At 57.0% G+C, this 25,674-nt stretch carries 21 protein-coding genes and 1 tRNA gene; 5 read left to right on the top strand and 17 right to left on the bottom strand.

Translation table 11 applies throughout. The annotated features are described in order from the left end of the window. Positions 1-18: 18 nt before the first annotated feature. Entirely contained in the window at positions 19-3,546 is a 3,528-nt protein-coding gene (smc, locus tag B9Z49_RS12040) for a chromosome segregation protein SMC (RefSeq protein WP_108353687.1), read from the bottom strand. A 215-nt stretch (positions 3,547-3,761) separates the two neighbouring features. On the opposite strand from smc, the gene dapC reads away from it, so the two are divergent. The 4 genes from dapC to B9Z49_RS12020 all read left to right on the top strand — a co-directional run bounded on the left by dapC (position 3,762) and on the right by B9Z49_RS12020 (position 9,355). Next, positions 3,762-4,997, top strand: coding sequence for a succinyldiaminopimelate transaminase (gene dapC / locus B9Z49_RS12035; RefSeq protein WP_108353686.1), 1,236 nt, complete (start codon positions 3,762-3,764; stop codon positions 4,995-4,997). Positions 4,998-5,066: 69 nt separating this feature from the next. After that, on the top strand, positions 5,067-6,233 hold the full coding sequence (dapE, locus tag B9Z49_RS12030; RefSeq protein WP_108353685.1) for a succinyl-diaminopimelate desuccinylase: 1,167 nt from the start codon (positions 5,067-5,069) through the stop codon (positions 6,231-6,233). After that, the gene (prmB, locus tag B9Z49_RS12025; RefSeq protein ID WP_108353684.1) at positions 6,230-7,108 is read left to right on the top strand and encodes a 50S ribosomal protein L3 N(5)-glutamine methyltransferase; all 879 of its coding nucleotides are present in this window, start codon (positions 6,230-6,232) and stop codon (positions 7,106-7,108) included. Before dapE ends, prmB begins: the two co-directional genes overlap by 4 nt. A gap of 156 nt (positions 7,109-7,264) precedes the next feature. After that, positions 7,265-9,355, top strand: coding sequence for an ABC-F family ATP-binding cassette domain-containing protein (locus B9Z49_RS12020; protein WP_108353683.1), 2,091 nt, complete (start codon positions 7,265-7,267; stop codon positions 9,353-9,355). A gap of 185 nt (positions 9,356-9,540) precedes the next feature. Here the strand turns inward: B9Z49_RS12020 and B9Z49_RS21600 are convergent, their stop codons facing one another. The 10 genes from B9Z49_RS21600 to tolB all read right to left on the bottom strand — a co-directional run bounded on the left by B9Z49_RS21600 (position 9,541) and on the right by tolB (position 18,709). Then, complete coding sequence (locus B9Z49_RS21600; RefSeq protein ID WP_146188524.1) at positions 9,541-9,867, bottom strand: hypothetical protein; 327 nt, start codon at positions 9,865-9,867, stop codon at positions 9,541-9,543. 137 nt (positions 9,868-10,004) lie between these two features. After that, positions 10,005-10,796 (bottom strand): hypothetical protein, encoded by a 792-nt coding sequence (locus tag B9Z49_RS21595; RefSeq protein ID WP_146188523.1) that lies wholly within the window; start codon positions 10,794-10,796, stop codon positions 10,005-10,007. A 183-nt stretch (positions 10,797-10,979) separates the two neighbouring features. Continuing rightward, complete coding sequence (locus B9Z49_RS21590; RefSeq protein ID WP_146188522.1) at positions 10,980-12,608, bottom strand: hypothetical protein; 1,629 nt, start codon at positions 12,606-12,608, stop codon at positions 10,980-10,982. A gap of 495 nt (positions 12,609-13,103) precedes the next feature. After that, positions 13,104-13,874, bottom strand: a complete 771-nt coding sequence (locus B9Z49_RS22250) for a hypothetical protein (RefSeq protein WP_233254606.1) — start codon at positions 13,872-13,874, stop codon at positions 13,104-13,106. A 114-nt stretch (positions 13,875-13,988) separates the two neighbouring features. Next, positions 13,989-14,064 (bottom strand) — tRNA-Lys (locus B9Z49_RS12010). Between the two features lie 44 nt (positions 14,065-14,108). Further along, entirely contained in the window at positions 14,109-14,903 is a 795-nt protein-coding gene (locus tag B9Z49_RS12005; RefSeq protein ID WP_108353682.1) for a ThiF family adenylyltransferase, read from the bottom strand. A gap of 50 nt (positions 14,904-14,953) precedes the next feature. Further along, positions 14,954-16,066, bottom strand: coding sequence for a YeeE/YedE family protein (locus B9Z49_RS12000; protein ID WP_108353681.1), 1,113 nt, complete (start codon positions 16,064-16,066; stop codon positions 14,954-14,956). 6 nt (positions 16,067-16,072) lie between these two features. Beyond that, positions 16,073-16,882: a tetratricopeptide repeat protein gene (locus tag B9Z49_RS11995; RefSeq protein ID WP_108353680.1), complete on the bottom strand. Its 810-nt coding sequence runs from the start codon at positions 16,880-16,882 to the stop codon at positions 16,073-16,075. 8 nt (positions 16,883-16,890) lie between these two features. Beyond that, positions 16,891-17,439, bottom strand: a complete 549-nt coding sequence (gene pal, locus B9Z49_RS11990; RefSeq protein ID WP_108353679.1) for a peptidoglycan-associated lipoprotein Pal — start codon at positions 17,437-17,439, stop codon at positions 16,891-16,893. Between the two features lie 40 nt (positions 17,440-17,479). Further along, positions 17,480-18,709 (bottom strand): Tol-Pal system beta propeller repeat protein TolB, encoded by a 1,230-nt coding sequence (gene tolB, locus B9Z49_RS11985; protein WP_233254611.1) that lies wholly within the window; start codon positions 18,707-18,709, stop codon positions 17,480-17,482. Between the two features lie 201 nt (positions 18,710-18,910). Here tolB and msbA point away from each other — a divergent pair, with 201 nt between their 5' ends. Continuing rightward, positions 18,911-20,704, top strand: a complete 1,794-nt coding sequence (gene msbA / locus B9Z49_RS11980) for a lipid A export permease/ATP-binding protein MsbA (protein ID WP_108353678.1) — start codon at positions 18,911-18,913, stop codon at positions 20,702-20,704. 6 nt (positions 20,705-20,710) lie between these two features. Here msbA and rng read toward each other — a convergent pair whose 3' ends face one another. From rng to hemF, 6 genes are all read right to left on the bottom strand, one after another. Next, positions 20,711-22,183 carry a ribonuclease G gene (gene rng / locus B9Z49_RS11975; RefSeq protein WP_108353780.1) on the bottom strand — a complete coding sequence of 491 codons (1,473 nt, stop codon included), beginning with the start codon at positions 22,181-22,183 and terminating at the stop codon, positions 20,711-20,713. A 78-nt stretch (positions 22,184-22,261) separates the two neighbouring features. Next, positions 22,262-22,864, bottom strand: a complete 603-nt coding sequence (locus tag B9Z49_RS11970; RefSeq protein ID WP_108353677.1) for a nucleoside triphosphate pyrophosphatase — start codon at positions 22,862-22,864, stop codon at positions 22,262-22,264. Next, positions 22,861-23,328, bottom strand: a complete 468-nt coding sequence (gene rlmH, locus B9Z49_RS11965) for a 23S rRNA (pseudouridine(1915)-N(3))-methyltransferase RlmH (RefSeq protein WP_108353676.1) — start codon at positions 23,326-23,328, stop codon at positions 22,861-22,863. Before rlmH ends, B9Z49_RS11970 begins: the two co-directional genes overlap by 4 nt. A gap of 6 nt (positions 23,329-23,334) precedes the next feature. Then, entirely contained in the window at positions 23,335-24,075 is a 741-nt protein-coding gene (gene rsfS / locus B9Z49_RS11960; RefSeq protein WP_108353675.1) for a ribosome silencing factor, read from the bottom strand. Continuing rightward, positions 24,075-24,740, bottom strand: a complete 666-nt coding sequence (gene nadD / locus B9Z49_RS11955) for a nicotinate (nicotinamide) nucleotide adenylyltransferase (RefSeq protein WP_369913549.1) — start codon at positions 24,738-24,740, stop codon at positions 24,075-24,077. Before nadD ends, rsfS begins: the two co-directional genes overlap by 1 nt. After that, complete coding sequence (gene hemF, locus B9Z49_RS11950; protein ID WP_108353673.1) at positions 24,731-25,651, bottom strand: oxygen-dependent coproporphyrinogen oxidase; 921 nt, start codon at positions 25,649-25,651, stop codon at positions 24,731-24,733. The genes nadD and hemF overlap by 10 nt, the downstream gene beginning before the upstream one ends. Positions 25,652-25,674: the final 23 nt, after the last annotated feature.

Here is a 25,674-nt window from a genome sequence, read left to right as displayed (position 1 = left end):
GATTCCAACATAACTTCCTCAGGCCACGTCGGCCAATGAGACTGCAGACTCCATGTCCACAGCCACGATGCGTGACACGCCCTGCTCCTGCATGGTCACGCCGATCAACTGCTCGGCCATTTCCATGGCGATCTTGTTGTGGCTGATAAACAGGAACTGGGTCTCTTTGCCCATGCCCTTGACCAGCTTGGTATAGCGTTCAGTGTTGGCGTCGTCCAGCGGCGCGTCCACCTCGTCGAGCAAGCAAAACGGTGCGGGATTGAGTTGAAAAATCGCAAACACCAGTGCAATGGCCGCGAGAGCTTTTTCGCCACCCGACAGCAAATGGATGGTCTGGTTTTTCTTGCCCGGCGGCTGGGCCAGCACCTGCACACCGGCGTCCAAAATTTCGTCCCCGGTCATGACCAAACGCGCATTACCGCCGCCAAACAACTCAGGGAACATGCGGCTGAAGTGCTCATTGACGATCTTGAAAGTGCCGCCCAGCAATTCGCGGGTTTCGGCGTCGATCTTGCGGATGGCATCTTCCAACGTGTTCATGGCGTCGGTGAGGTCGGCACACTGGGCATCCAGGAAGGTCTTGCGCTCACGCGAAGTGGACAGCTCTTCGAGAGCAGCCAAGTTGACTGGGCCCAGGGCGGTAATTTCGCGGTGAATACGGTCGATCTCACCCTGCAAACCCGTCACGCGCACCTGGCCGGTTTCAATCGAAGCGGCCACAGCCTCCAAATCGGCCTGTGCATCGGCAAGCAGCTGGGTGTATTGCTCCAGACCCAAACGGGCCGCTTGTTCCTTGAGCTGCAAGTCGGTGATGCGTTGACGCAGGGGGTCGAGTTCGCGCTCGAAGCTCACCCGGCGCTCATCACTGGCGCGTAGTTTAGATGTCAGGTCGTCGTAGGCGCTGCGCCGTGCGGCCAGGGCTTGCTCGCGCTCGAGCTTGATGGCCAGCACATTTTGCAAACCGGCTTGGGCGGCTGCATCGGTCAAGCGGCTGAGTTCGTCGCGGGCGCGCTGCATTTCGGCGTCAATGCTGGCCACTTGCTGCTGCGCGGTCCCAATGGTGCGCTGCAATTCCGCGCGGCGGGCGTCCAGGCTGCGCTGGGAGAACTGAGCTTCTTGCGCCCGACGCTCCAGGCTGCGCTGCTGTTCGCGGCATTCGGCCAGCTTGCGTTCGGACTCGATCACGCGTTCGTCCAGCTGGGCGTGGCGCTCTTGCGTGTCGGCCAGCTGCATGTCCAGCTCTTCAAAGCGGGCTTCGGCCGTCACACGGCGCTCTTGCAACTCGTCCAGCAAGATCTCGACTTCGGCCAAGTCGTTGTTGATTTGAGCGCTACGGGCCCGGGTTTGGGCCACCAACTGCGACAAGCGAAGGGTCTCGACCTGCAGCTCGTGCGTGCGCGATTGGCTTTCGCTGGCTTCGCGGCGAACGGTAATCAGTCGTTGCGAGGCATCGGCGTAAGCCGCTTCGGCCCGCACCAACGCGCTGCGGCTTTCTTCCGAAATCAGGGTCTGGGCGCGCAGCTGCTTTTCCAGATTCTCGATTTCCTGGGCACGGCCTAACAAACCGGCTTGCTCGGAGTCTGGCGCATAGAAAACCACGCTGTTGAGTTGAACCGAATGACCGGCTTGCACCAACAGGGTTTCACCCGAGTGCAATTGACTGCGCCAAGCCAGCGCGTCGTCGATGTTGGGAGCCGTATAGCAGCCTTGCAACCAGTCTGCCAGCAGGGCCGAAAGCCCAGCATCATGCACACGCAAAAAGTCCGCTAAGGGCTTGCACCCCGAGGGCATGCCGCTGCGCGGCGCGGCCTTCGCCGCCAAAGGCGGGCTGAAAAAGCTCAATTTAGCGGGCGGCGCGTCATTGGCAAATGCGCGCACCATGTCCAGGCGTGACACTTCTAGCGCCGACAAGCGCTCACGCAGAGCAGATTCAAGGGCGTTTTCCCAGCCGGGCTCGATGTGGATGCGGCTCCACAGGCCTTCCAGGCCCTCCATGCCGTGCTTGGCCAGCCAAGGCTTGAGTTTGCCGTCTGTACGCACCTTCTCTTGCAGGGCTTTGAGGGCCTCGATGCGGGCGCTCAGGTCGGCCAAGCGGGACGACTCAGTGTTCACGGCGGATTGGCGGGTGCGGCGGTCTTCGTCCAAGGCGGGCACCTGTTCTTGCAGGTCTTGCAGCCGGGCTTCCGATTCAGCAGAGAGGGCTTCAGCCTCGGCCAGCTGTTCTTGCAACTGCTGCAGGCGTGCTTCATCGGGCGCGGCCAAAGCGTTGCGGTCGGTCAGCAACCGTTCGCGGCGGTTGTCCTGCTGACGCGATTGTTCTTCGACGTTGCGCTGGTCTGCGGCGAGCACTCCAATTTGCTGCTGGACCTGTACCACCGTGGCGCGCTGGCTATTTGCGTCGTTTTGCGCTTTAAGGAGGGCTTCTTCCAAGTCGGGCAAGGCCATGGCTTGGTCTTCAACTTGCGCTGCCAGCGTCATGCTCTGGTCTTCGGCAGTGGCCGCTTGCTGGGCCAGGGTTTCCAGCTCGGCTTGCGCGTCTTGGCTGCGGGTGCCCCATTGCGCAGTTTGCTCCACCAATTGCTGCAGGCGCTGCTCTGCGCGTTGGCGGCCTTCGACCACGAACCGGATTTCGGCTTCGAGCTTTCCGACCTCGGCACTGGCTTCGTACAGTTTGCCTTGGGCTTGGTTGACCTCGTCACCTGCGGCGTAATGCGCTTGGCGGATGGTTTCCAGGTCGGCCTCGACGTGCCTCAAATCGGCCATGCGCGATTCCAGCGCATTGACCGCATGGTCAACGTCCGACTTCATGCGGCCTTGGTCGGCCTCAGCGTCGCGTCGCTTCAAGAACCACAACTGGTGCTGCTTGAGCGTGCTGTCGGCCTGCAGGTTGTTGTAACGCTGGGCCACTTCGGCCTGCTTTTCCAACTTTTCCAGATTGGCGTTCAGCTCGCGCAGGATGTCATCGACCCGGGTCAAGTTTTCGCGGGTGTCCGACAGGCGGTTTTCGGTCTCACGGCGGCGCTCTTTGTACTTGGACACGCCTGCAGCTTCTTCGAGAAACAAGCGCAGCTCCTCCGGTCGCGACTCGATGATGCGGCTAATGGTGCCTTGGCCAATGATGGCGTAAGCGCGTGGACCCAAGCCAGTGCCCAAAAACACGTCTTGCACATCGCGGCGGCGCACCGGTTGATTATTGATGTAGTAGCTGCTGTTGCCGTCACGGGTCAACACACGCTTGACCGCGATCTCGGCAAATTGGCCCCACTGGCCCCCGGCGCGGTGGTCGGCATTGTCAAATACCAACTCCACGCTGGCGCGACTGGCGGGTTTGCGGGTGTTGGTGCCGTTGAAAATGACGTCCTGCATGGATTCACCACGCAGCTCGGAAGCCTTGGACTCGCCCAACACCCAGCGCACCGCGTCCATGATGTTGGATTTGCCACAGCCGTTGGGCCCGACCACGCCCACCAACTGCCCGGGCAGCAGGAAGTTGGTCGGTTCAGCGAACGATTTGAAGCCCGAAAGCTTGATGGAATTGAGGCGCACAGCGGTTAGGTTTGTTTTCGGATAGGTGTTGGATCAGCTAAAAGGGCCAGCCCAAACGGCCAACTCAGTGCAAAGGTTCAATGTTACCCGACAGGGATGGTGGAAAAACCGGCAGGCTAGCCTTGCCATGGCTGGTGGGCGCAATCCCCCCGGAATGCCTGCGTTCGGACAAACACGTCGCCCAACAAGCCTGCTGCATCCCGGATAATCTGGGCATGAACCCTCTTCTTGCCAAGTTGCAACCCTACCCATTCGAACGACTGAAACAGCTGTTCGCGAGCGTCACGCCCAACACCGCCTTGAAGCCCATCAGCTTGGGCATCGGCGAGCCCAAGCACGCCACACCAGCTTTCATTCAAGCGTCGCTCAAAACGGCGGTCGCTACCGGTTTGTCGGCCTACCCCGCCACGGCGGGCGAACCTGCCCTGCGCAGGGCTTGTGCGGCTTGGCTCAAAACCCGTTATGACTTGACTCTGGACCCGGCCACGCAAGTCCTGCCCATAAACGGCTCGCGCGAAGCCCTGTTTGCCCTGACGCAGACCGTGATCGACCCGACCCGCCCGGGCGCCACCGTGGTCAGTCCCAACCCGTTTTATCAAATCTACGAAGGCGCGGCCTTGCTGTCGGGCGCCACCCCGTATTACGTGCCCAGCGACCCAGCGCGCAACTTTGCCAACGACTGGGACAGTGTGCCTGCCGCCGTCTGGGCGCGCACGCAGCTGGTGTTCGTTTGCTCACCCGGCAACCCCACGGGCGCGGTCATGCCGCTAAGCGAATGGGAAAAGCTGTTTGCCCTTTCTGATCAATACGGTTTCGTCATCGCATCGGACGAGTGTTACAGCGAGATTTACTTTCGCGAGAAAGCCCCTTTGGGTGGCCTGGAAGCCGCCCACCAGCTGGGCCGTACCGACTTCAAGCGCTTGATCGCCTTCACCAGCCTGAGCAAACGCAGCAATGTGCCCGGCCTACGCAGCGGTTTTGTGGCGGGCGACGCGGCCATCATCAAGCAGTTTTTGCTGTACCGCACTTACCACGGAAGCGCGATGAGTCCGGTGGTGCAAGCTGCCAGCGTGGCCGCTTGGGGCGACGAAGCCCATGTAGTTGACAACCGCAACCAGTACCGCACCAAGTTCGCCCAGGTCACACCCGTGCTGGCCGACGTGCTGGATGTGAAACTGCCGGACGCCAGTTTTTACCTGTGGGCCGGTGTGCCTGCGGGCTGGCAGGGTGATGACGCCGCATTTGCCAAGGCGCTGTATGGTGCAGAAAGCGTCACGGTGCTGCCCGGCAGCTACCTGGCGCGTGACTTCAACGGCAGCAACCCGGGTCAGGGCCGCATCCGCATGGCGCTGGTGGCTGAGACCGCCGAGTGCCTGGAAGCGGCTGAGCGCATTGCGCGCTTTGTGCGTGCCCATCCCCAAAAAATGGACCCTGGGTCAAGCCCCGTGTGACAAGCTTCAGATCAGCCCACTGTCATGTCGGATTTGACCCGGCACCTATCTCCTCAATCCCTCCAAGCCATGAACACGACCTGCCACAACACCCTGCGACTGGCCGAACAGCTCATTTCCAAGCCCTCCGTCACCCCGGATGACGCCGGTTGTCTCGACCTGATCGCCGACGCACTAAAGCCGCTGCACTTTGTCTGCGAATTCATGGACTCAGGACCGGACACTTTCCGTGTGCGCAACCTTTGGGCCAAGCGGGCTGGCAGCTCGGGCCAGACTCTGGCCTTTGCAGGTCACACCGACGTGGTGCCTACCGGGCCACTCACGCAATGGGACAGCGACCCCTTCACGCCCACCCACAAAGACGGTAAGTTGTTTGGGCGAGGTGCGAGCGACATGAAAACCTCGCTGGCGGCCATGGTGGTCGCGGTGCAAGAGTTTTTGGCCGCCAATCCCAACCCGGCTCTGGGGCTAGCCTTTTTGCTGACCAGCGATGAAGAGGGCCCAGCGCTCGACGGCACGGTGGTGGTGTGCAAAGCGCTCCAAGCCCGTGGCGATGCGCCTCAGTTTTGCATCGTGGGCGAACCCACCTCGGTGCAGCATACGGGCGACATGATCAAAAACGGTAGGCGCGGCACCATGAGCGGCAAGCTGACTGTGCACGGCGTACAAGGCCACATTGCCTACCCGCATCTGGCCGACAACCCCATCCACCGCCTGGCCCCGGCGCTGGCCGAACTGGTGGCCATCCGCTGGGACGAAGGCAATGCCTTCTTCCCGCCCACCAGTTGGCAGGTGAGCAACATCCACGCGGGCACGGGCGCGAGCAACGTGATCCCCGGTGACTGCGTGGTGGATTTCAATTTTCGCTTTTGCACTGAATCCACCCCCGAGAGCCTGCAGCAGCGCTTGGCAGCCGTGCTGGACCGACATGGTTTGAGATACGAACTGAACTGGACGATTGGCGGCTTGCCGTTTTTGACCACACCGGGCAGCTTGGTCAAAGCCATTCAACAAGCCATCACCGACGAAACCGGCCTGACCACCGAGCTGTCCACCACCGGCGGCACCAGCGACGGCCGCTTCATCGCGCAGATTTGCCCACAAGTCATCGAATTCGGTCCGCCCAACGCGACCATCCACAAGGTCAACGAGCATGTGGCGCTGAGTGACATCGCGCCGCTCAAAGCCATCTACCGCCGCACGCTGGAACACCTCAACGCGGGCCTGTCCGCATGAGCGCCTTGACCCTGTCGGTGTTGATCGAGGCATCTTCCGAGCGGCTCACACAAGCGGGTGTGGCTTTCGGCCACGGCACACAGAGCGCCTTTGACGAAGCCGTCTGGCTGGTGCTCTGGCGTCTGGGCTTGCCGCTGGACACCGACTTGGACGATGTGGCCGAACAAGCTGTGACGCCCGAGCAGCAAATGGCTTGCGCTGCGCTGATCGAAGAACGCATCGCCACACGCAAGCCCGCCGCCTACTTGACGCAAGAAGCCTGGTTGCAGGGCGTGTCGTTTTACATCGACGAGCGTGCCATCGTGCCGCGCAGCCTGATCGCCGAAGTGCTGGCCGACGGCACGATCGACGCCTGGCTGAGCAACCAGACCACCCGCGTGCTGGACCTGTGCACCGGTAACGGCAGCCTGGCCGTGCTGGCGGCACTGGCTTGGCCCGAGATGCAAGTTTCCGGGGCAGACATTTCGGATGATGCACTGGCCGTGGCCGCCATCAATGTAAAGCGTCACGACTTGCAAGCGCGCGTCCAACTGATCAACAGCGACGGCCTGAGTGCATTGCCGGGCCCGTTTGACCTGATCCTGTGCAACCCGCCTTATGTGTGTCAAGCCAGAATGGACGCCCTGCCCGCGGAATACCGCGCCGAGCCCGAGCTTGCGCTGGCAGGCGGCGCGGACGGCATGGACTTTGTGCGGCAACTGTTCAAGGAAGCACCTTCGCGCATGAGCGAGCAAGCGTTGCTGGTGCTGGAAATCGGCAACGAGGTGGACCATTTCATCGCTGCTTTCCCCGAACTTGAAGTCGCTTGGCTGGACACCAGCGCTGGCGACGATCAGGTGCTGCTGATCTCCCGCGGAGCCCTGCTCTGCTTGTAAAGGCCCGTCCTGGTGGCCTGGGAAACGACCTAATTTTCAACGCGCCATCTCACCGTCATGCACATCGGCGAAAATGGCGGGTTGTGCTTTTAGAGGTCAGTCCCTCCAAACTGACCCTGCTCCCCATACCGGCGTCTGTTCCGGATACTGCTTTTCATGATCAATCTTAAAAACGTCACCCTCCGCCGAGGCACCAAGGTGCTGCTGGACAAAGCCTCAGTCACCCTCAACCCCGGAGAAAAAGTCGGTCTGGTTGGGCGCAACGGGGCGGGCAAATCCACCTTGTTTGCGTTGTTCAACGGCAGCTTGACCGAGGACGGCGGCGACTTTGAAATGCCGCGCCAGTGGCGCATGGGCCAAGTGGCACAAAACATGCCCGAGACCGACCAAGCCGCCGCTGACTTTGTGTTGGAAGGTGACACCCGATTGGCCGAGTTGCGCCAGCGTCTGGTGGTGGCCGAAGCCAGTGGCGACGGCATGGAAATGGCTCACGTTTACACCGACTTGGCCGATGCCGGTGACCACGACGCCATGCCCCGCGCAGAAGCCCTGATTTTGGGCCTGGGTTTTCGGGTGGACGAGCTCAACAACCCCGTCAACAGCTTTTCGGGCGGCTGGCGGATACGCTTGCAGTTGGCTCGCGCGCTGATGTGCCCGTCTGACATTCTCATCTTGGACGAGCCCACCAACCACTTGGACTTGGACGCCCTGGTCTGGCTGGAAGCCTGGCTACAGCGCTACGCCGGCACGATGATCGTGATCAGCCATGACCGCGAGTTTCTGGATGCCGTGACCGATGTCACCTTGCACATCGACCACGCCAAACTCACCCGCTACGGCAGCAACTACAGCGGCTTTGAAATCCTGCGTGCCCAACAGATGGAGCTGCAACAAGCTTCGTTTTCTAAGCAGCAAGACAAAATCGCCCACCTGCAAAAGTTCATCACCCGCTTCAAAGCCCAGGCCAGCAAAGCCAAACAGGCGCAAAGCCGTGTCAAGGCGCTCGAGCGCATGGAGAAAGTGGCACCGCTGCTGGCCGATGCCGAATTCACCTTTGGCTTCAAAGAACCCAACAACCTGCCCAACCCGATGCTAGCCATCAGCGATTCGAGTTTTGGCTACACCGTCGACGAGGAGCCCAAAGCCATCTTGCAAGGCGTCAGCAAATCGGTGTTGGCGGGCCAGCGCATTGGTATTTTGGGTGCCAACGGTCAAGGTAAATCGACGCTGGTCAAGACGATTGCCCGCACCATGCCGCTGCTGGCCGGCACACTAACCGAGGGCAAGGGCCTGAACATAGGCTACTTTGCGCAGCAAGAACTCGATGTGCTTCACCCGAACGACAACCCGCTGGAACACATGATTCGCCTGGCCAAAGAGCTGGGCAGCAACGAGCCCAGCCGCGAGCAGGACCTGCGCAACTACCTGGGCACCTTCAACTTCAGTGGCGACATGGTCAAGCAGTCCGTGGGCTCCATGAGCGGCGGCGAAAAAGCCCGCTTGGTGCTGGCCATGATCGTGTGGCAACGGCCCAACTTGCTGCTGCTGGACGAGCCCACCAACCACCTGGATCTGGCAACGCGCGAAGCCCTGTCGATGGCGCTCAACGAGTTCGAAGGCACCGTCATGCTGGTCAGCCACGACCGCGCCTTGCTGCGTGCGGTGTGTGACGAATTCTGGATGGTTGGCCGGGGCAAGGTCGAGCCGTTTGACGGCGACTTGGACGATTACCAAAAGTACCTGCTGGAAGAGTCCAAACGCCTGCGTGAAGAAGCCAAAAATTCAGCTCGCGATGCTGTGGTCACTACGACGACGGCACCGGCTCCAGCGGCAACCGCCATCATGCCGCGCAAAGACCCAAGCCCTTCGAGTGCTTCACCTGCAACTACACCCGCAGCAGCCGTTGCCGTTGTTGCAGCCAAGGGATCAAGCGCGGCCGTCATGCAGACCGGCACTCCCGGCCTGAACAGCGCCGAGCAGCGCAAACTCGACGCCCAAAAACGCCAGCAACTGGCCGCACAAACCCGCCCACTCAAGCGCGAACTGGAACAAAACGAGGAGCGCATGGCCAGCATCGAAGTCGAGAAAAACCGATTGGAAGCGCTCCTGACCACCCCTGTATCACCCGCCGAAATGGCGGACGCGGGCCGCCGTCTCAAAGCCTTGGCCGACGAAGTGGCGACCTTGGAGGAGCGCTGGCTGACGATAACTTCTTTGCTCGAAGAAGCCACCATGACTGCGTTGTAAACTGAAGTATATGAAATCCAAAATGCAAGGTTTTGAACGACACAATAGAAAAAGCCGGCCATTGAGCGAGCTTTTTCAATCTTAAATAGTCTTTTTCAATTTATTCGGATTCGCATCGAAACTGACTATTACTACAATAACGTAATAATAATTAAAAATTTTAACATTTTTAAATGAAAAATTAATTATTGCATTCGCTGAAGACCTATATTGCACATTTTTAGAAAAGTAGGTAGGTCTTGTTTAGGCATACGAAAAGTATTTTTTTGAACTGTTTGCAAAGCTTCAAAACAAGCTTCTGCATAGGCTTTGACGGAAGGATCACTTGAAGCATTTATCTGCATCCAGCTCATACGCATTTTCATCACTGCATCATCTTTATTTTTACAATCAACATTAACATCACACGATAAAAGCGTGGGTTTTGGTTTAGGTGTTTGAGCGATTGTTTGTGCGCTAAGTACAAATAAAAAGATTGGTATGAAAATAAAATTTTTCGCAACAGCATTCATTTGAAATTCCTTATTTTATTAATTCAAGAGTTGTTCGCAAAATGCAAAATGTAATTATTAAAGATTGAGGAAGTATTAAAATCATCTTGTCATTAAATAATCCTTTCTGATGAAATTATACAGAAATTTTCAGGCAATCACTTATAACCTTTAAGTGCGCACTGACTTGTATTGAGTACTGTTTCGGCCGTGCCACAGGCAGCAGATTTACATTGCCCGCCATAATATACCTTTTGTGCTTCACACTCAGCAGGTGTCGTGTAACATATAGAACGCTGGCCAGTCACGCAATATATATAAACATTTCGTGGATCCTCTCGAGTAAAGGATGATGATGTACTGGAGCTATATGAGTAATTACTTGATGAATTTCTCTTCTTTTCGGCTTCAGCATTACGCTTTTTTTCGGCTTCGAAAGCTATTTTTTTCTCTCGCTCACGTTGCTCTACTGCCTCTTTATACTTCGACAAATCGTTATAATTTGCAATATTTAATTTACGAGCTTCTACGAAATTATCAACTGCAATATTATATTTACGAGCTGATGTGTGTTCGATGGCATTTGATTGCCCAAATTTTAAATAACTTTCTACAAAATCGATAAAATCTGAATCGGCTAATTTTTTGTGTTCCAATTTTAATTTTTTAAGTTCATCACCAGATACACCATACTCTATCGCCTCCAATTCATCCGGTAGAAAAATAACTAAATTTAATGGGAATATGATAACTGAAATTAATATAAAAAATGCAGCTGCGATTTTTTTCGACCAACGATGTAACTTACTTATAAGTGCATCTGGATTTTCACCCCAACCCTTATTGCTATAATCATATACTTTATTAAGGTACTTTATTCGAATAAATGCAGAAGTAAAAATTAAAATACCAACCAAAATAGCCAAACTCGAAAAAATAATATAGTTCATTATCAAAATCCTTTATTGGTTGCAATAGCCTGCTATTGCAACTATCAGTGTTCTTCTATCTGTCCCTATCCGATTAGAGCTAAGAATTGTTACAGGCTTAGGAGAATTCAACTCTGTTCGCAAAATTGAAAATTCACTTTCGCCCTTGCAAAGCCTTAAAAAAAAGCAACAGAATATTACTTACTATTGAAGTCTTTTTAAACACCCCATCACTGACTTGTGCGGATCCGAACCACTTTGAATAAGGCCATTGATATTTCTCCCAATAACGTTGTTAGCTACCGACACACCAGCATTTGCGCTATCAGCGGATCCATTACGAACAACACCCCTTTGCATAAGAAGATTTGCTGATCTTTCTAGATGCGCCGACAGCTGCGTTAATTGATTTAGAGCCTCTCCCCTGTATGGAGACAAACCAGAATTTATAAGCCCAGAAGCTCTGAAAAGTAACCCGCTACAAAACATATCAACATCCGCTGGCTTGGGTTCGGATGAAGTTGTTGAAGTGAGCTTACTTTCGGCTTCAGCATCGCAATAGCCTGCTATTGCAGCTATCAGTGTTGTCCTGTCTGTCCCTATCCGATTAGAGCTAAGAATTGTTACAGGCTTAGGAGAATTCAACTCTGTTCGCGACGTTGTAATGCCATTAAAATAAAATCTTGATTCTTCTGGCAGTTTATTAAAGCAAGCTTCAGTCATTTTGGATTTACAAGGTTCAACGATAAATTTTTCGTAATTTGTAAAAGCGGACCTAAATTTATTCATATATTTATCGTATGTTTCGTTATCGCCAAATCTTTGCATAGCAATGCCAGCGGCGCCAAGACATATACCTATATTGTAGGCTCTCATCGCTTTTTCTTCTTTCAAAATGTCTGGTTCGGAAGAAGCCGGCTTAGATTTTTGTTCAGATGAAAGGGCTTTACTCTTAGCTGCATCAGCTATCTGCATTTTTTTGTTTTCTTCTTCAGCTTTCAATCGTTTCGAATTAGCTTCTGCTGTCCTTTTAGCTGCATCAGCTTCCTGCTGTTTTTTGCTGTCTTCTTCCGATTTTAATCGGGTTGCCTTTGCTTCTCCGGTCTCTGTGTGTGCAAGCATCCATTCTCTGCCGTTAAAATGAAGTTTGATTGCCTCCAATTTCGAGATTGCACTCAACTTTCCATCAGAACCTCGTTCTGCATAGAGTTCGTTACAAAATGTTTTAATTCCGCCTGGAATTGTGCAAGCGTAATTTTGCTGTGGTTGTTTTTGACGAAAAAACGAATCGCATTTTTCGAATATTGGTTTAACTAATGAGTCATTCGGGGCTACAAGTTTCGCAGATGGATCAGCAGACTCAAACAGTACTTGATTTATTTCTAAACCCATCCTCACGCATTCAACAGCTTCGGGATTTGATTTGGAAAAGTAATCATTCCACTTTGCTGCAATATCAGATGTACTAGGCTTGCCTACAACCATTACCTTGCCTACGACCATTACCTTGCCAGCACCATCACAACCAAGTACTGAATTTAGACCACGCTTTTTTAATTTTCCTCTCCATTCAATTGGAAAAGATCCTTCTGCTGGCGGCGTAAATTCCACCAAGGTCTGAAAATTTGGCGCATTTACCTCTCGTTCAAATTTTGCTAGCCCGGGCACAGTGATCTCTATATTGCACTTGCCTGTTTCATTTGGCAGTTTAATTTGCAACGAAACTTGACTTTGAACTCCTACTGGTAGTTCAAGTTGTACCTCTTGGGATTGCGCGCTTGAGATTGCGAGCATCAAAAAAAGTGAAATAGAAAGAATTTTGTTGCAATTCATAATTAAATTAATATTGTTTATCAATCGTTGCCGTCAACTTTGAGTAGTGCCGCTCAATCATTGCCGCAGAGTTGCCCATATGTTTGCTGAGTGTATGTATGTCCGTGCCATTCTGCAAGAGTTCAAATGTGGCGTAGGTGTGACGCAACGAATACAAGGTTCTGTTCTGCCCATCCTCGTTCTTCAGCAAACCTGTGTCACGCATCAGCCGCCTGAATGTGCCGTTCAGGCTTGGCGGTTGATAGCCGTCACTGAACCTGAACAACTTGTGGGGCACCCGCTATGCGAATGTCGTTTCAAACGACAAGTCACAGATGTCTCGTTGTCTTGCGTGTAAGCGTTCCAACACTGCCACCACACGGAGCTTGGCAATGAGCCAACGCCCCCCTGTTTTGCCATCTGCCCATATACCCAGGTAGCGCACACCTTTATCCGTGTGCCATTCCAAGTGCCGCCAGCAGATGCCCATTGCTTCTGTGCCGTACCGCATTCCCGTTAGCAGCAACATTTCAATGTAGTCACGCAGCAGGGAACGCATTTCTTTTTCCACTGCTCGCAAGCCTCGTGCTGCCACGTTTCCATAAACGCTAACAACTGAGTAATTTCTTCTTCGCTAAACGCTGGGCGTGTTGTGCCCTTCTCGCCCTTTGTCGTCAGTTTTGGCACTGGCACACGTTCGCTGATGTAGCCACGCGACACCGCAACAGACAACAACTTGTTCCAAGCACTGGCGTAGTTCATCAACGCACTTGCTTTGGGTCGGCGTCGCATCTGCCTGTCCCGCCACAATTCAAATTCAACGATGTCTGTGTGCGTCAATTCTTCCAGCCGCTTGTCTTTGAAGTAGGGCAAAAAATATTTCTCAATACAGCCCACGTAGTCGCTGTAAGCAGTTCTGCCAGTGCTGGCGTCAATTTTCACTCGCAGTTCTGCCAACGTAACCGCCGCAATTTGTGCGAACGTGTGTGTTTGGTGTGCTAAACCCAGCCGCTGTCTGTACTTGGCTTCGTCATACAAATCACAGGCAACGGCAACGGCGTGTTCTATGCTGGCTTTGCCTGTTGTTTGGCGATACCAAGTGCCATCAGCAAGTTTGTAGCGGCATTGATACAGCAGGCTGCGGCTGCGTCTGTAAAGCACCACTTCGCCATCACGCAAATGAATGTGCTGTGGGTTTGCTGTGGGCAGCAACGCCAACACCTGTGCTGTGTTTTGAGGTGTGAGGTGCTGCGGTGTGTTTTTGGGTGTGCGTTGCTGGCGAGACATTTAGCAACGACGAACGACAGCGTGGAATTCAAAGTGCTCGCAGAGTGTTTTAGTGTTGCAGCACGGACAAAAAAACACCCAGCACTTTCGTACAGGGTGTTTTCACTTTGATAATGGTGGGACCAGCGGGGGTCGAACCCACGACAAACGGATTAAAAGTCCGCTGCTCTACCAACTGAGCTATGGTCCCTTTGCTTAGGCGCTGTGCACTTTGGCAAGTCTTAAATTATAGCGTTATTTTTTGACCCCCTCTGGGCCGGTCGCTAAAAAATTCAATATTTCTGAAGCCGCGCACATGCCAAAGGTGGCCGTCACACTGACCACCGATCCGTAGCCGTGGCAGTTGAGCGAGCCGTCGCTTTCCAAGGCGCATGAAGCATCTGGCGGGGCCACGGCTTCGCGGCTAAAGACGCCTTGAACGCCCATGCGTTTGTCGCCCCTGGCGGCACCATGGTGTTTGCGCAACCGGTATCTCAACTGCGCCAGCAAAGGGTCGTGGGTGACGCGAGACAGGTCGTCAACATCGACCTTGTGCGCTAGGCGCTTACCACCAGCAGCCCCCACAGTGATAAAGCCCACGCCTTCACTCAGTGCCCATTGCGCCAGGCTCACTTTGGCCTTGACTTGGTCACAGGCGTCAATCAGTGCATCGGGCATGCAGGACAACAGCGCAGGCCAGTTCTCAGGGCTCACAAAATCGTCAACTGCATCGACTTGGCATTGCGGATGAATCAGAGCAATGCGTTCTTGCATGGCCAGCACTTTGGATTGGCCAGTGGTGTTGCTGAGCGCGTGGATTTGTCGGTTGATGTTGGACTCTGAAATGTGGTCCATGTCGATCAGGGTCAAACGCGCCACGCCGCTGCGGGCCAGAGCTTCTGCCACCCAAGAGCCCACGCCACCGATCCCCACCACCACGACATGCGCTTGCCTAATGCGCCGCGCACCGGCCACGCCATACAGGCGTTGAAGACCGCCGAACCGGCGAGTGTTGTCGTCGTCTGTTTCCGTCTGTGGCATCTGGCTCATGGACTGGTCGTGCAAAAAATGAAGTGAAGGCGACGCGCGAATGTGAACGCTCAGGACTGGCGCATTTGCCAAAGCAAAGCGGCCCAGGCCCCTGCAAAAATGCCCATCACCGACAGCAGGCTCCCCAGGCTCAAAGTCGACAGCCCACTCAGGCCCTGACCCAAGGTGCACCCCATGGCCAGAACGCCGCCTGTGCCCATGAGTGCGCCACCGACCAAATGGCGCACCAAATCGGCTCGGTGGGTGAAGCCCTCCCAACGAAAGCTGCCTTGCTGCAATGCGCTCAAACAAGCACCCACCAAAACACCGACCACCGTGACCATGCCCAGGGTCAGCCGTTTGCTGCCGTCGCTGTAATAAAGCAGGGCATCGAGCCAATAACCTACAGGGGCTGTGAAGCTGAACGCTTCCATGCGGCCGCTGTGGGTGGCAAGGAACACCGGCTCCAGGGTTTCCGGGTGTTCAGGCACATAACCCATGACACCACTGACCCACCACAGTGCCACCACCAGCAATCCAAGACCTGCACCCGTGGCCCAGTTGAACACCGTGTGGAAACGGCGATCTATGACGACCCACCCCAGCAAAAGCAAGGACACCAACGCCGCGCTGATGCCCAAGCCCGTTCGCAGGTCCAGCGCCAAAAAAGCAGAGATCCACTGACCGACAAAAGGGCCGTAGGGTAAGTGAATGGCCACAGTGTCCAACCCGTGCACCCGCCACACCGCCGTTAAACCCCGCATGGCCGCCAGCGCAGAGACCGCCATGGCCAGCAAGACCACCAGGGATTTGAGGTTGCCCGCCGCCAGACGAACCAAGGATTTGCTGCTGCAGCCCGACGCCAGCACCATGCCGATACCGAACATAGCGCCACCCAAAAGCGCCGACAGCCAGGCCAATTGAGAAGAGGCGTAAATGGTGCTCAGCGGACTGATCCAGCCCAGCCAGGCCATCAGGCCGAAACCGGCCGTAGCCACCGCCACAGCCAGTGCCCATTGCCGCAACCGAGTGGCGTCGCGCATCACTACCCAATCGCTGATGGCCCCCATGGTGCAAAAGTGCCCCCGATGAACCAAGATACCCGCCAACAGCGATAAGGCGAAGCTAGGCCCTTGAACCAGGAAGACCAACTGCTGGACTTCATCCGCAGAATACAAAACCATCCGGTGTCAGCGCAGGCGACTCAGGCGCTCGCGGGCGGTGCCTGCCGTTTCGGCCTGAGGATAGGCGGCAATCAAATCTTCCAGCGTATTAAGCGCCGCCTTCATGTCCTTGAGTTCAATTTGAACATTGGAGATGGCCAGCATGGACTCGGCCGCACGCGGGTGATTCGGCGCCATTCTCAGCAGTTTTTGGAAATTCGCCATCGATTCTTTGTAAGCCTTGTTGGCGTACTGAGCGTTGCCCAGCCAGAACAGGGCCGAGGGCACATAAGCGCTGGCCCCATGACGCAATACAAACGATTCCAGTGCACCTTGGGCGGCGGCAAAGTCAGCCTGGCGAAACAGCGCCATGGCTTTGTCATGGTCGGCTTTTTCAGCTGGGTCAACCATGACCTCGCGGCCATCGATGGTGACGGGTACAGGCTCGAAGCGGCGCAAGCGGTCGTCGACGGTGTTGAGCACGTCTTTTTGACGCAACTGCAATTCAGTCAGGTCGCGTGCCAGGCGCTCTTGCGCACCCAAGCTTTGCGCCAGTTCCGATTTGAGGCGATCAATTTGGCCCTGCAAATCCAGCAGCGCACTGCGCAACTGGGCAATGGCTTGGTTTTGTGACTGATTTTGAGACTGGGCATTTTGCTCGATCAGGGCGCGGGTGGCGTTTTGAGACTGTTCCAGACGCTGGCGCAAATCCAGGATGGCCCGACGGGCTTCATCATCTCCGCCAAACAAGGCCGCTTGTGCTGGGCTGGACAAAACCGCCAAGCCAAGGGTCAGCGCCATGGCAGCATTGCACCAGACCGATCGAACGTGTTGCATGTCAGACCTCAATAACGAATTTCAACGCGGCGGTTTTGCGCTTGGTCGGCCTCAGAAGCGCCGTTGGCCAAGGGCTTTTCCTTGCCAAAGCTGACGGCCTCGAGTTGAGATTCAGGCACGCCAAGCAAGCTCAGCGCCTGGCGCACCGCATCGGCACGCTTTTGGCCCAAGGCCAGGTTGTATTCACGGCCACCTCGGTCATCGGTGTGGCCTTCCAGATTGGCTTTGCGTTGCTTGTTGGCTTGCAAAAACTGGGCATGCGAAGCGATCACAGGTCGCGCTTCTGGGCGAAGCACAAAACTGTCGTAATCAAAAAACACGACATGGGCAATGCCCACAGGGCCTTGGCCTGGCGCGCTTTGATTGGCCGTCACAGAAGCCACGCCTGTTTGGGCACTTCCTTGACCAGAAGCAATGGTTTGCACCGCCACATTGGCGCCAGAGGCTTTGCTGGTGGCCGATTTGTCTTCCACGGGCACATCATCAAGTTTGACGCCCGAGGCGCAGCCCGCCAGGGCCACCGAGACCATCAACACCGACCAGAAATGCTTTTTCATATTGAACCTCATGGATAAAAACAGATTTTAAATTCAGAACTCAGGGACGCACCGGACCCCAATGCGGCTCGCGGATGTCGCCCCCTTGCACAGCCAAGCGGGCTTTGATGCGACCATCCAGTGTGCTGGTCATCAAGGCTTCGCCGCCTTGTTGCGTGGCGTACACCAGTAAACGGCTGTTGGCGGCAAAACTGGGCCGCTCATCGGCATTGGTGTCCGTCAACGCTGTGGCCTGACCTGTGGCCAACTCCATCAGGTGCAAGCGAAAACCGCCAGGCAAGCGAGAGACATAGGCCAGCCAGCGACCATCGGGGCTGATGGCAGGTGAGATGTTGTAGTTGCCTGAAAAAGTCACCCGGTCGACAGGACCGCCTTGTGCAGGCATTTTGTAGATTTGGGGGTTACCGCCCCGGTCACTGACAAAGTACAAGGTATTGCCATCCGGCGAAAAAGCTGGTTCGGTGTTGATGTTGCCCGAAGTCAGGCGCTGGGGCTCGCCGCCTTGCAAAGACACCCGATAAAGCTGCGAGCCACCATCGCGGCTGAGCGTGGCCACAATCGAGCGACCGTCAGGGGCCCATGTCGGTGCGCTATTGGAGCCTTTGAAATTGGCCACCACCCGGCGCTGACCGCTGGCCAATTCGTGAACATACACGACCGGCTTGCGTGACTCAAAGGACACATAGGCCAGTTGGGTGCCCGTGGGCGACCAAGAGGGGGAAATGATCGGTTCTGGACTGCTGAGCGCAGAGCGTGCGCCCTCCCCATCGGCATCGGCAATCCACAGGTTGTAGCGGCCACTGGATTTGGTGACATAGCTGATGCGCGAGGTGAACACACCAGGGGTGCCCGTCAGCTGCTGGTACACCCAGTCGGACACACGGTGGGCCGACAATCGCAAATCAGCCGCTGTGACGTTGTCCTTGAAATCGGACTTTTCCTGTCCCTTGACCGCGTCCCACAATCGGGCCCGAACATCGTAGCGGCCGTTCGCCAGGCGCGTGACCGATCCGGCCACCAAGGCCTCGGCCGACAAGGGGCGCAGGGCCGACCAGTCTGGTCGGCTCATTTCGTCAAGCGCCAGACTTTCTGCAGGCAAGGGTTTGAACTGGCCACTGCGGGCCAAGTCGGCTTGCACAATCTGGGACATCTTCTGGCCGGCCTGGACTTCACCCTTGAAAGGCGCCACCAGCACGGGCAATTGGGTCAGACCCACGCCCGTGACCTCGACACGGAACTGCGCCAGCGCGCTGCTGGCGGCCAACAACATCCAGAGCCAGATCGACAGCGAACCCAGACGGCGGACAGGTGTGCAAAACAGGTTCATGTGCATCTACAGCAGGGCGTTACTAAATAAAGTGCTAATCGTACACCGTGAAGACCTCTTTTTGGCCGATGTTCGCACTCAAGCGCCAAAGACTGCGCTGCAGAGCACATGGGGACAGACCGGCCTCTTAGAATAGCAAAATCCATGTCTGAAGCCAAAACTGCCCCCATACCGCCCACGGGCATCACCCCACAGCCTGGCATTGCCCAGCGTTTGTTGCGCCTGAAACCCTATTTTTGGCGTCAACGCAGCGTCTGGATGCTGGCCATTGGGGCTACTTTGGTTGCAGCCCTGACCGAACCCCTGATTCCTGCCCTGTTCCAGCCTTTGCTGGACAACGGCTTCGCCGAAAACAGTTTGCCCCTGTGGTCCATTCCACTGGTGGTCATTGGCCTTTTTGGCCTGCGTGGTCTGGCGCACTTTGTGGCGCAGTACGCGCTGGCGCGTGTGACCAATGACGGCATGGAAAAACTGCGCAGCGACTTGTTTGCCAAACTGGTGCGTGCCGATTTGTCATTGTTCAATCGCCAGTCAGCCAGCGCCTTGTCCAACACCGTGGTGTACGAAGTGCAAATTGGGGCATCGCAGCTGGTGTCGGCCTTGATCGGCTTGACCCGCGACGGCTTCACCCTGCTGGCCCTGATTGGCTATTTGATGTGGCTAAACTGGCAGCTCACGCTGGTGGTGTTCACCGTGGCCCCGGGTCTCAGCTGGATCATGAAAGTGCTGTCTCGTCGCCTGTATGGGCTGACCAAGGAAAGCCAGAAAGCCACCGACGATCTGGCCTACGTGGTGGAAGAAAACGTCTTGGCCCACCGCATGGTGCGCTTGCACGGGGCCCAGGCGCAACAAATGGGTCGATTCAATGCGTTGGGGCAGCGACTGCGGCGTTTGGCCCTCAAATCCACGGTGGCCTCGGCCGCCATGACACCGCTGACGCAAATCATGGCGGCGATTGCCCTGTCCTTGGTGCTGGTGATCGCGCTGGTGCAAAGTCGCGAAGCCGGGTCGGGAACCACCGTGGGCAGTTTTGTGGCCTTCATCACGGCCATGCTGATGCTGATCGCGCCCATCAAACGTCTGGCCGATGTGGCCAACCCCATCACACGGGGCCTGGCCGCGCTGGAGCGTGGTTTGGCCTTGATGCACGACGCGCCCGAAGAGAGCCAAGGCCAACACCAAACGCAGCGGTCAAACGGCGCCCTAGAGTGGCAGAACGTATCCGTGCAGTTCAACCCGGACGCTGCGCCCGCATTGGCGAACATCCATCTGAGCGTGTCGCCCGGCGAAACAGTGGCCCTGGTAGGCACGTCGGGGGCAGGCAAAACCACGCTCATCCAACTGTTGCCGCGCTTTTTGAACCCAACCAGTGGCCTGGTGCTGCTCGATGGCGTGCCCCTGCCGCTTTGGCAGCTGGACAGCTTACGCAGCCAGTTGGCCATGGTCAGTCAAGATGTGGTGATGTTCAACGACAGCTTGGCGGCCAATGTGAGCTTGGGCCACACGCCCGACCGCGACAAAGTGCAGCAATGCCTGGAGGCGGCCAATTTGTGGTCCCATGTGCAAACTCTGCCCCAAGGCATGGACACCGATTTGGGCCACAACGCCAACCAGCTTTCGGGGGGGCAGCGCCAGCGCCTTGCGATTGCCCGAGCCTTGTACAAGGATGCCCCGATTTTGATTCTGGACGAAGCCACCTCGGCACTGGACAACGAATCCGAACGGCTGGTGCAGGACGCCCTGCAAAAACTGATGCAGGGCCGCACGACCTTGATCGTGGCGCACCGGCTGTCCACCATCGAGCACGCTGACCGGGTCATCGTGATGGAGCGCGGCCACATTGTCGAGCAAGGCGCGCCTGCCGAGTTGCTGGCACGCGGTGGCGCTTATGCGCGACTGCACCACCGAGGCGAATGGGCTCCTGAACTGCAGGCCTGAGTGGCCTTAAAGCAGCACGATGTCGTATTGCTCAGGCCCCAAGGCGGCCTCGACTTGGAGTGAAATGGGCTTGGCAATGAAGTCCGACAAGCCTGCCAAATGCTGGCTTTCTTCGTCCAGCAGCAAGTCAATGACCGCCGACGTGGCCACGATGCGAAACTCGCGCGGGTTGAACTGACGTGCTTCGCGCAGGATCTCGCGCAAGATGTCGTACACCACCGAACGGGGCGTTTTGACGATGCCCTTGCCCTGGCAACTCGGGCAGGGTTCGCACAACATGTGGGCCAAAGATTCGCGGGTGCGCTTGCGCGTCATTTCCAGCAAGCCCAGTGACGAAAAGCCCCCCGCCATGGTTTTAACGCGGTCACGCGACAGCTGTTTGCGGAACTCGGTCAGCACTGCCTCCTGGTGCTCGGGGCGGGTCATGTCGATGAAGTCGGCAATGATGATGCCGCCCAGGTTGCGCAGGCGCAGTTGCCGGGCCATGGCCTGGGCTGCCTCCAAATTGGTTTTGAAAATCGTGTCTTCAAAATTGCGCGCACCGACATAACCGCCCGTGTTCACGTCCACCGTGGTCAGCGCCTCGGTTTGGTCAATGATCAGGTAACCGCCCGATTTCAGTTCCACCCGCCGGCCCAGTGCCTTGGCGATTTCCTCGTCGATGGCATACAAGTCAAAAATCGGGCGCTCACCTTTGTAGAGCTGCAGTCGCTCGGCCGCTTTGGGCATGAACTCGAGGCCAAAGTCCTGCAGATTGGCAAATTGCTCCTGCGAATCGATGCGGATGCTTTGAGTGGCCTCCCCCACCAGGTCGCGCAACACGCGCTGCAACAGCGTCAAGTCCTGATGCAGGATGGAGGCGGGCGGTCGCCGCAAAGAGGCCTCTTTGATGCGGGTCCAGGTCTTGCGCAGGTAGGCGATGTCGTCTTGCAACTCTTCGTCGCTGGAGTCTTCGGCGTTGGTGCGCAAAATGAAGCCTCCACCGGCTGGTCCGACCAAAGCTTGCACCCGTTGGCGCAGTGCATCGCGCTGCTCAGAGGGGATTTTTTGCGACACCCCGATGTGGTCGTCTTGCGGCAAGAAGACCAGATGCCGGCCTGCAATGCTGATCTGGGTGGACAGGCGGGCGCCCTTGGTCCCCATGGGGTCCTTGATCACCTGCACCATGATGGCGCGACCTTCGAACACCTGTTTTTCAATGGGCACCAACGGCTGGCCCGTGCGGGCAGCGGCCGCCTCGCCTTCGGCGTGTTTTTGCCAAACATCGGCCACATGCAAAAAAGCTGCTTTGTCGAGACCAATGTCGATGAAGGCCGATTGCATGCCGGGCAAAACACGGGCCACTTTGCCCAGGTACACATTCCCCACCAAACCGCGTTCCAGCGTGCGCTCGACATGCAGCTCTTGAACCGCGCCAAATTCGACCACAGCGACCCGCGTTTCTTGGGGCGACCAATTGACCAAAATATCTTGTTGCATGGAGGGCATCAGATGGGGAAAAGAAAAACAATTCGAAAAACGACAGGGCACCATCGGCGTCTTGGCTTGCACGAACGCTCAACAGCGCACGCCCAGGGACCGCAGCAAAGCGGCAGTCTCGAACAAAGGCAAACCCATGATGCCTGAATAACTGCCCCGGATCTGTTCAATATGGGCAGCCGCCCGGCCCTGCACCCCGTAAGCACCGGCTTTGCCCATGGGCTCGCCTGTGGAAATGTAGGCCTTGATCTGTGCGGGCGTCATGGGCGCGAAGCGCACCCACGATTGGGACACCGTCGCCACCCGTTTGACCCCTTTTTGTGCAGCAATGGCTGTCAAGACGCGGTGGGTCTGGCCAGAGAGCATTTTCAGGATGCGGACGGCATCGGTCTCATCCGCCGGTTTACCCAAAATTTCCCGACCCAGGCAAACGGTGGTGTCGGCGCAGAGCACGGGCGCGGCCGGCAGGCCCTGGCGCTTCAACCGCTGCACCGCCGCATCGAGTTTCAGCCCGGTCACCCGCGCCACATAGCGCGCAGGCGCTTCCGCGCCCCGCACAGCTTCCAGCGACTCGGCATCTTCGTCAGGCCCGGCCAGCAGCAGCTTGTGGGCCACACCGATCTGATCAAGGAGCTGGCTGCGTCTAGGGCTTTGAGAGGCGAGGTAAATGAAGTCGCTCATTCGCGGTGGTAGGGGTGGTTGGCGTTGATGGACCAGGCGCGGTAAAGCTGCTCAATCAGCAGCACCCGAGCCATAGCGTGGGGTAGGGTCAAGTCAGACAAGCGAATGCGCTCGTGGGCAGCCTGCCGGAACTCGGGCTCCAGCCCGTCGGGGCCACCAATGACCAGTGCCACATCGGCGCCACCGAGCTGCCAACTGGTCAAGCGCGAGGCCAGAGCCTGGGTGGTCAAAGAGGTGCCCCGCTCGTCGAGCACCACAATGCGGGTGCCACGCGGAATGGCCGCTTCGATGCGCTGGCGCTCGGCCGCGTACAGGTTGGGCAAGGTTTTGGAGCCCCGAGGCTCAGTTTTCACGGCCTTGAGCTCGACCTTGAGCTCAGGCGGAAAACGTTTGGCGTAGTCGTCCCAGGCCGTTTGGGCCCAGTCAGGCACGCGCAGGCCGACCGCAACGATCAGCAGCTTCATGCAGGATCAATCGGTTTTTCGGCGGGTGGCCGCTTGCACGGGCTTGCGGGCTGGGGCTTTTTTGGCAGCAGGCTTGGCCGTGGGCTTGCCCACAGTCTTCAACGTGGGCTTGCTGGTGGGGCTGCTGGCTTTCGGCGTCGACTTGGCTGCCGTTTTAGCGGAGGATTTGGTGGTGGTTTTAGCAGGTGGCTTGGCCGCTGGCTTGATCGATTTGGCCGGTGCCTTCAACGCGGGTTTGGCCTTGACGACGGGTTTAGCGGCAACCTTCTTGGCTGCGGGTGTTTTGGCCTCGGCAGATTTGGCCGCAACTTTGCCCGTGGCTTTTTTCGCCACCGAGTTCTTGATGTGGCCCTTGACCTCTGCTGTTGCGGCAGGCTTGGGCGCACCAAACTTCAGGCGCACGGGCGTTCCGCCCCAGATTTCTTCCAGGTTGTAATAGGTACGAATGGTGGGCTGCATGACGTGCACCACGGCAGGGCCGCAGTCGACAATGATCCACTCGCCGTTGTCTTCGCCCTCAATGCGGGGTTTGCCAAAGCCGGCGTTGCGCACTTTGTCACGCACGCTGGCGGCCAAGGCCTTGGTCTGGCGGTTGGACGTACCCGAGGCAATGATGACCCGCTCAAACAAAGAGGAAAGGTGCTCGGTGTCAAACACCTGGATCTCTTGGGCCTTGACGTCCTCCAGCGCGTCCACAATGGTTCGTTGGAGTTTTTGAATGTCTTTTTTGGCTGCGTTATCGGTCATCAATGGGGCCTGTAAAGGTGGTGTTCGTGAATATAGCGCTCAACAGCGGGGGGTACCAAGCCTGTCAGGGCCTGCTCTGTGGCCGCCAGCACACGGATGTCCGTGGCACTGTGGGGCATCAGCGGCATGTCTAGGGTGCGAATGCACTCTTGCAGCGTGTCTGAAAGGGGTGGATTTGTGGGTGCAACGCCTGATTCTTCGTTCCAAGCACGAACGGCCATATCGCGGCCTGCGGCGCAGATTATAGCGATGCGCCCGATTTCACCGATTTGGTGCCAGGCGGGCAAGGCGCGCCGCTGGTCGTCGCCGAGCAGCAAAAACAGCTGCGCCTGCGGATATTCTGTCTGCAACTCATGCAGGGTGTCCACCGTGTAGCTGGGTCCAGTGCGCAAGATTTCCCGCTCGTCCACCACCACTTGCGGCAAAGGCGCATAGGCCAAACGCGTCATAGCCAGACGGTGCGCGGCATCGCTGAGGTTGCGCGGTTTGTGCCAGGCTTGGCCCGTGGGCAGCACACGCACTTGGTCAAGCTGCAACTGGGCCACGGCCGCTTCCACCAAGGCCACATGGGCCAGGTGCGGCGGGTCGAACGCTCCGCCAAAAACGCCCAGGCGCTGCACAGTGGCTTGGGCGTTGTGCATGGCAGCAGGCAGACTCAAACCCAGTCCTTAGGCACCAGAAAGTGGCTGAGCAAGCGTGCTTCGGGCGACCCAGCTTCGTCCTGGCGCTGATACGACCAGCGCACCTCGGGCGGCATGGACAGCAGAATCGATTCGGTGCGGCCACCGGACTGCAAACCAAAATGTGTGCCCCGGTCCCACACCAGGTTGAACTCGACATAGCGACCACGGCGGTAGAGCTGAAAGTCACGTTCGCGCTCGCCATAGGGGGTGTCCTTGCGGCGCATCACGATGGGCATGTAGGCCGTCAGCAATGAATCGGCCACGCTTTGCAGCATTGCAAAGCTCTGGTCCATGCCCAGTTCAGAAAAGTCGTCGAAGAATATGCCGCCCACGCCGCGCTGCTCACGGCGGTGTTTGTTGCAAAAATAATCGTCGCACCAGGTCTTGAAGCGCGGGTGCAAGGCCTCGCCAAATGGGCTCAAAGCGTCTTTGCAAGATTGATGAAAATGCACAGCGTCTTCGTCAAAGCCGTAATAAGGAGTCAGGTCCATGCCCCCGCCAAACCAGGCCACGGGCGCCCCGCCCTCGGGTTTGGCCGCGATCATGCGCACGTTCATGTGCACTGTGGGCACATAGGGGTTACGCGGGTGAAACACCAAGGACACGCCCATCGCCTCAAAGGCCGAACCGGACAACTCAGGGCGGTGCTGGGTTGCCGATGGCGGCAACTGTGGCCCAGTGACGTGCGAAAACCCGCAACCAGCCCGTTCAAAAATGGGACCACCTTCCAGAATCTGGGTGATGCCACTGCCCTGAAGTTTTTCACCAGGGTCTTTTTGCCAGGCGTCTGTCAGGAAAGGGGTGCCATCAAGACCCGTCAAGGCCCCCGTGATGCGGGACTGCAGGCCCAGCAGATAGTTCTTGACGGTTCCGAGTTGAAAGCTGGTGCTCATGGTGGAGACAGACGTAGTAAGGT

Origin of the sequence: Limnohabitans sp. 2KL-51 (assembly GCF_003063645.1) — a bacterium.
GTDB lineage: Bacteria > Pseudomonadota > Gammaproteobacteria > Burkholderiales > Burkholderiaceae_C > Limnohabitans_A.
The sequence above is the reverse complement of the archived record's forward strand: the minus strand, read 5'-3'. Positions and strand labels throughout refer to the sequence as shown.

Excerpts from the sequence above, each read along its gene's own strand:
- rlmH (WP_108353676.1), bottom strand. The coding sequence starts at position 23,328 with ATGAAGCTGCTGATCGTTGCGGTCGGCCTGCGCGTGCCTGACTGGGCC.
- msbA (WP_108353678.1), top strand. The coding sequence starts at position 18,911 with ATGTCTGAAGCCAAAACTGCCCCCATACCGCCCACGGGCATCACCCCA.
- rsfS (WP_108353675.1), bottom strand. The coding sequence starts at position 24,075 with ATGACCGATAACGCAGCCAAAAAAGACATTCAAAAACTCCAACGAACC.
- B9Z49_RS11995 (WP_108353680.1), bottom strand. The coding sequence starts at position 16,882 with ATGCAACACGTTCGATCGGTCTGGTGCAATGCTGCCATGGCGCTGACC.
- rng (WP_108353780.1), bottom strand. The coding sequence starts at position 22,183 with ATGCAACAAGATATTTTGGTCAATTGGTCGCCCCAAGAAACGCGGGTC.
- B9Z49_RS22250 (WP_233254606.1), bottom strand. The coding sequence starts at position 13,874 with ATGTCTCGCCAGCAACGCACACCCAAAAACACACCGCAGCACCTCACA.
- prmB (WP_108353684.1), top strand. The coding sequence starts at position 6,230 with ATGAGCGCCTTGACCCTGTCGGTGTTGATCGAGGCATCTTCCGAGCGG.
- pal (WP_108353679.1), bottom strand. The coding sequence starts at position 17,439 with ATGAAAAAGCATTTCTGGTCGGTGTTGATGGTCTCGGTGGCCCTGGCG.
- B9Z49_RS21590 (WP_146188522.1), bottom strand. The coding sequence starts at position 12,608 with ATGAATTGCAACAAAATTCTTTCTATTTCACTTTTTTTGATGCTCGCA.
- hemF (WP_108353673.1), bottom strand. The coding sequence starts at position 25,651 with ATGAGCACCAGCTTTCAACTCGGAACCGTCAAGAACTATCTGCTGGGC.
- dapE (WP_108353685.1), top strand. The coding sequence starts at position 5,067 with ATGAACACGACCTGCCACAACACCCTGCGACTGGCCGAACAGCTCATT.
- tolB (WP_233254611.1), bottom strand. The coding sequence starts at position 18,709 with ATGTTGTTGGCCGCCAGCAGCGCGCTGGCGCAGTTCCGTGTCGAGGTC.
- B9Z49_RS12005 (WP_108353682.1), bottom strand. The coding sequence starts at position 14,903 with ATGAGCCAGATGCCACAGACGGAAACAGACGACGACAACACTCGCCGG.
- B9Z49_RS11970 (WP_108353677.1), bottom strand. The coding sequence starts at position 22,864 with ATGAGCGACTTCATTTACCTCGCCTCTCAAAGCCCTAGACGCAGCCAG.
- B9Z49_RS12020 (WP_108353683.1), top strand. The coding sequence starts at position 7,265 with ATGATCAATCTTAAAAACGTCACCCTCCGCCGAGGCACCAAGGTGCTG.
- B9Z49_RS21600 (WP_146188524.1), bottom strand. The coding sequence starts at position 9,867 with ATGAATGCTGTTGCGAAAAATTTTATTTTCATACCAATCTTTTTATTT.
- B9Z49_RS21595 (WP_146188523.1), bottom strand. The coding sequence starts at position 10,796 with ATGAACTATATTATTTTTTCGAGTTTGGCTATTTTGGTTGGTATTTTA.
- dapC (WP_108353686.1), top strand. The coding sequence starts at position 3,762 with ATGAACCCTCTTCTTGCCAAGTTGCAACCCTACCCATTCGAACGACTG.
- B9Z49_RS12000 (WP_108353681.1), bottom strand. The coding sequence starts at position 16,066 with ATGGTTTTGTATTCTGCGGATGAAGTCCAGCAGTTGGTCTTCCTGGTT.